At 48.9% G+C, this 5605-nt stretch carries 2 tRNA genes and 2 rRNA genes; all 4 read right to left on the minus strand.

Features of this window, described 5'->3' with window-relative positions:
• Window positions 1–48 precede the first annotated feature (48 nt).
• Window positions 49–2920: ribosomal RNA gene (locus OO007_RS20155) — 23S ribosomal RNA — on the minus strand.
• Between the two features lie 486 nt (window positions 2921–3406).
• Window positions 3407–3482 (minus strand) — tRNA-Ala (locus tag OO007_RS20160).
• Window positions 3483–3509: 27 nt separating this feature from the next.
• A tRNA-Ile gene (locus OO007_RS20165) sits at window positions 3510–3586 on the minus strand.
• 118 nt (window positions 3587–3704) lie between these two features.
• Window positions 3705–5247 (minus strand): 16S ribosomal RNA (locus OO007_RS20170).
• Together the 16S and 23S rRNA genes with 2 tRNA genes alongside form the textbook arrangement of a ribosomal RNA operon.
• Window positions 5248–5605: the final 358 nt, after the last annotated feature.

Here is a 5605-nt window from a genome sequence, read left to right on the forward strand (position 1 = left end):
ATCTTTGTTACTTGTAAAAAAGCCAACTCACAAACCATTTAAGGTTATAGAATCAAGCCTCACGGGCAATTAGTACACCTTAGCTACATTCATTACTGAACTTCCACATGGTGCCTATCAACGTCGTAGTCTTCAACGGCCCTTTAGGGGGATCTAGTCCCCAGAGAATCCTCATCTTGGGAGGGGCTTCACGCTTAGATGCTTTCAGCGTTTATCCCGTCCGAACTTAGCTACCCTGCTATGCCACTGGCGTGACAACAGGTACACCAGAGGTTCGTCCACTCCGGTCCTCTCGTACTAGGAGAAGCTTCCCTCAAGATTCTAACGCCCATGGCAGATAGGGACCGAACTGTCTCACGACGTTCTGAACCCAGCTCGCGTACCACTTTAAATGGCGAACAGCCATACCCTTGGGACCTGCTTCAGCCCCAGGATGTGATGAGCCGACATCGAGGTGCCAAACACCGCCGTCGATATGAACTCTTGGGCGGTATCAGCCTGTTATCCCCGGCGTACCTTTTATCCGTTGAGCGATGGCCCTTCCATACAGAACCACCGGATCACTAAGACCTACTTTCGTACCTGCTCGACGTGTCAGTCTCGCAGTCAAGCTCGCTTTTGCCTTTGCACAAACCTCCCGATTTCCGACCGGGATTAGCGAACCGTCGCGCTCCTCCGTTACTCTTTAGGAGGAGACCGCCCCAGTCAAACTACCCACCATACACTGTCCCCGATCCCGATAAGGGAACTGGGTTAGAACATCAGACATACCAGGGTGGTATTTCAAGGTTGACTCCACCAGAACTAGCGTCCCGGTTTCAAAGTCTCCCACCTATCCTACACAAGTAGGCCCAATGTTCAGTGCAAAGCTGTAGTAAAGGTGCACGGGGTCTTTCCGTCTAGCCACGGGTACACGGCATCTTAACCGCGATTTCAATTTCACTGAGCCTCTGGTGGAGACAGTGTGGCCGTCGTTACGCCATTCGTGCAGGTCGGAACTTACCCGACAAGGAATTTCGCTACCTTAGGACCGTTATAGTTACGGCCGCCGTTTACCGGGGCTTCGATCAAGAGCTTCTCCGAAGATAACCCCATCAATTAACCTTCCGGCACCGGGCAGGCGTCACACCCTATACGTCCTCTTTCGAGTTTGCAGAGTGCTGTGTTTTTGTTAAACAGTCGCAGCCACCTAGTTTCTGTGGCCCCCCGCAGCGTGAACCGCAGGGGGCGTACCTTCTCCCGAAGTTACGGTACCATTTTGCCTAGTTCCTTCACCAGAGTTCTCTCAAGCGCCTTAGAATTCTCATCCCACCCACCTGTGTTGGTTTGGGGTACGGACACTATTATACTGAAGCTTAGAGGGTTTTCCTGGAAGCATGGCATCGACCACTCCAATCTCGTAAGATCGTCGCATTCACGCATCAGTGTTAAAAGGACCCGGATTTGCCTAAGTCCTACACCTAAACGCTTAGATACACAAAACCAACTGTGTTCTGGTCTAGCCTTCTCCGTCACCCCATCGCATATAATAGCGGTACAGGAATATTAACCTGTTTTCCATCGACTACGCCTTTCGGCCTCGCCTTAGGATCCGACTAACCCTGCGCCGATTAGCGTTGCGCAGGAAACCTTGGGTTTTCGGCGGACGGGTTTTTCACCCGTCTTATCGTTACTCATGTCAGCATTCGCACTTCTGATACCTCCAGCAGGCCTTACGACACCACCTTCAACGGCTTACAGAACGCTCCTCTACCAATTACAATAAATTGTAATTCCGCAGCTTCGGTATACAGCTTAGCCCCGTTAAATCTTCCGCGCAGGCCGACTCGACTAGTGAGCTATTACGCTTTCTTTAAAGGATGGCTGCTTCTAAGCCAACCTCCTAGCTGTCTATGCCTTCCCACATCGTTTCCCACTGAGCTGTAATTTTGGGACCTTAGCTGGCGGTCTGGGTTGTTTCCCTTTCCACGACGGACGTTAGCACCCGCCGTGTGTCTCCCGTACTGAACTTCCTGGTATTCGGAGTTTGCAATGGGTTGGTAAGCCGGTCAGGGCCCCCTAGCCATAACAGTGCTCTACCCCCAGGAGTTATATACGAGGCTCTACCTAAATAGATTTCGAGGAGAACCAGCTATCTCCGAGCTTGATTAGCCTTTCACTCCGATCCACAGCTCATCCCTGCATTTTTCAACATACGTGGGTTCGGTCCTCCAGTGCCTGTTACGGCACCTTCAACCTGGCCATGGATAGATCGCTCGGTTTCGGGTCTAATCCTAGCAACTAAACGCCCTATTAAGACTCGGTTTCCCTACGGCTCCCCTAACGGTTAACCTTGCTACTAAAATTAAGTCGCTGACCCATTATACAAAAGGTACGCAGTCACCCCTCAAAGGAGGCTCCCACTGCTTGTACGTATGCGGTTTCAGGTTCTATTTCACTCCCCTCTCCGGGGTTCTTTTCGCCTTTCCTTCACAGTACTGGTTCACTATCGGTCGGTAAGGAGTATTTAGCCTTAGAGGATGGTCCCCCTATCTTCAGTCAAGGTTTCTCGTGCCCCGACCTACTTAATACGTCAATAAAGTTATTTCAAATACGGGACTATCACCCACTATGGTCACACTTTCCAGAGTGTTCTTCTATAACTATATTGCTCGGCTGCTCCCCTTTCGCTCGCCGCTACTTGGGGAATCTCGGTTGATTTCTTTTCCTCCGGGTACTTAGATGTTTCAGTTCTCCGGGTTTGCTTCGCCTAACCTATGTATTCAGTTAGGGATGACACCTTATGGTGCCGGGTTTCCCCATTCGGAAATCCTCGGATCAATGTCTGTTTGCAGACTAACCGGGGCTTATCGCATGCTACAACGTCCTTCATCGCCTCTTACCGCCTAGGCATCCACCACATACGCTTAGTCACTTGATTCTATAACCTTGAACAGTCTATGAGCCTTTTGTATGACCTCATAAACTTGTCACCTCTAATTATTATTGCTAATAACCAGGATAACTATCAAAGCAATGACTGTTTTACTTGTAACGTTTGAGAATGGTCTTTTAATCAGATGATAACTATCTTCTTAAAACACCATTTTGGTGCTATTCAAGTCCTGTTATGAAACTTAAATAGCGTTTTCAAGCAATACTTACGTCTCATCAACGCTTGTATTACTCGCCTAGTTCGATTCACCACTTCATTAACTCGTAAGTTAACTTCATGATAAATCTTGCTTTGCCTAATTTGTTAAAGAACGCATCCTTTATACTAAAGAATGTGTTTGACTATAAAGTCAATAAAGATGCCTTTGTCCACGTCTTCGTGAAAGCAGCTTGATGACCTTATGATCAATATTTTGAGAACTCTATCGTTATGATAGATATTAGACTGTATGTAGATACACCAATACTAAATTGGTGGAGCCAGACGGGATCGAACCGACGACCTCCTGCGTGCAAGGCAGGCGCTCTCCCAACTGAGCTATGGCCCCATTGGGGTGCTAAGCCTCACCAGTAATTGGTGGGTCTAGGTGGATTTGAACCACCGACCTCACCCTTATCAGGGGTGCGCTCTAACCAACTGAGCTATAGACCCAAACTCTGTCTACTGACTCAAGTCTTGAGCAGGCTTTTATACAAACCCGAGGGCTTGCTTACAGTCTAACCAGATTAACTTGTGTGGATACTCGTAACTTATGAATTAACGTTATCTTTAAGGAGGTGATCCAGCCCCAGGTTCCCCTAGGGCTACCTTGTTACGACTTCACCCCAGTCATGAACCACAAAGTGGTGAGCGACATCCCGAAGGTTAGTCTACCCACTTCTTTTGCAGCCCACTCCCATGGTGTGACGGGCGGTGTGTACAAGGCCCGGGAACGTATTCACCGTGGCATTCTGATCCACGATTACTAGCGATTCCAACTTCATGGAGTCGAGTTGCAGACTCCAATCCGGACTACGACCAGCTTTCTGGGATTAGCTTACTCTCGCAAGTTCGCAACCCTCTGTACTGGCCATTGTAGCACGTGTGTAGCCCATCCCATAAGGGCCATGATGACTTGACGTCGTCCCCACCTTCCTCCGGTTTGTCACCGGCAGTCTCCCTGGAGTTCTCAGCTTAACCTGTTAGCAACCAAGGATAGGGGTTGCGCTCGTTGCGGGACTTAACCCAACATCTCACGACACGAGCTGACGACAGCCGTGCAGCACCTGTCACGGAGTTCCCGAAGGCACTAAGCAATCTCTTGCAAATTCTCCGGATGTCAAGGGATGGTAAGGTTCTTCGCGTTGCATCGAATTAAACCACATGCTCCACCGCTTGTGCGGGCCCCCGTCAATTCCTTTGAGTTTTAGTCTTGCGACCGTACTCCCCAGGCGGTCAACTTAATGCGTTAGCTGCGTCACCGATCCCTCAAGGGAACCGACGACTAGTTGACATCGTTTACGGCGTGGACTACCGGGGTATCTAATCCCGTTTGCTACCCACGCTTTCGCACCTCAGCGTCAGTTTTAGGCCAGGAAGTCGCCTTCGCCACTGGTATTCCTTCAGATCTCTATGCATTTCACCGCTACACCTGAAATTCTACTTCCCTCTCCCAAACTCTAGTTAAACAGTATCAGGTGCAGTTCCCAGGTTGAGCCCGGGGATTTCACATCTGACTTATCTAACCGCCTACGCGCGCTTTACGCCCAGTAATTCCGATTAACGCTCGCACCCTCTGTATTACCGCGGCTGCTGGCACAGAGTTAGCCGGTGCTTCTTCTAAAGTTAACGTCAAGATACAAGAGTATTAATCTTATACCCTTCTTCACAATTGAAAGTGCTTTACAACCCTAGGGCCTTCTTCACACACGCGGCATTGCTGGATCAGGCTTGCGCCCATTGTCCAATATTCCCCACTGCTGCCTCCCGTAGGAGTCCGGGCCGTGTCTCAGTCCCGATGTGGCTGGTCGTCCTCTCAGACCAGCTATAGATCGTCGCCTTGGTAGGCTCTTACCCCACCAACTAGCTAATCTAACGCGGGCTCATCCAATAGCGATAGCATGCAAGCAGAGGCCACCTTTCATCCGTAGATCGTATGCAGTATTAATCAGGATTTCTCCTGGCTGTCCTCCACTACTGGGTAGATTCCCACGCGTTACTCACCCGTCCGCCACTCGACGCCAAAGAGCAAGCTCTTCGCGTTTCCGTTCGACTTGCATGTGTTAAGCATGCCGCCAGCGTTCAATCTGAGCCAGGATCAAACTCTTCAGTTTAAAATGTTTTAAGTCCTTACGGACTTTATATCTTTAAATTGAAGGTCGAACCTAACTTACGTGTTAATCGTCGACATCCATAATGTGTAAACACACCATAAATACCGATTCTAAATCGTTCGTATGGTTCTTGCTTCTTGCGTTAAAACACAAGCCACAAGCACCCACACAAGTTTTTCTGGTTCTCATTTTTTAAGGTTCAGCTCAAAACCGTTGCTTGAGCGAGGCGGGAATTCTACTCTTTGATTTTCAAGTAATCAACATTTATTTAATGTTTTTTACTTAACAATTCAAACAAAATTCCCAACAAATTAAAACACTTTACAGCGACCTAATCTGTCAGAGCGGCGCATTATAG

The organism is Cocleimonas sp. KMM 6892 (genome assembly GCF_035798195.1).
Lineage (GTDB): Bacteria > Pseudomonadota > Gammaproteobacteria > Thiotrichales > Thiotrichaceae > Cocleimonas > Cocleimonas flava.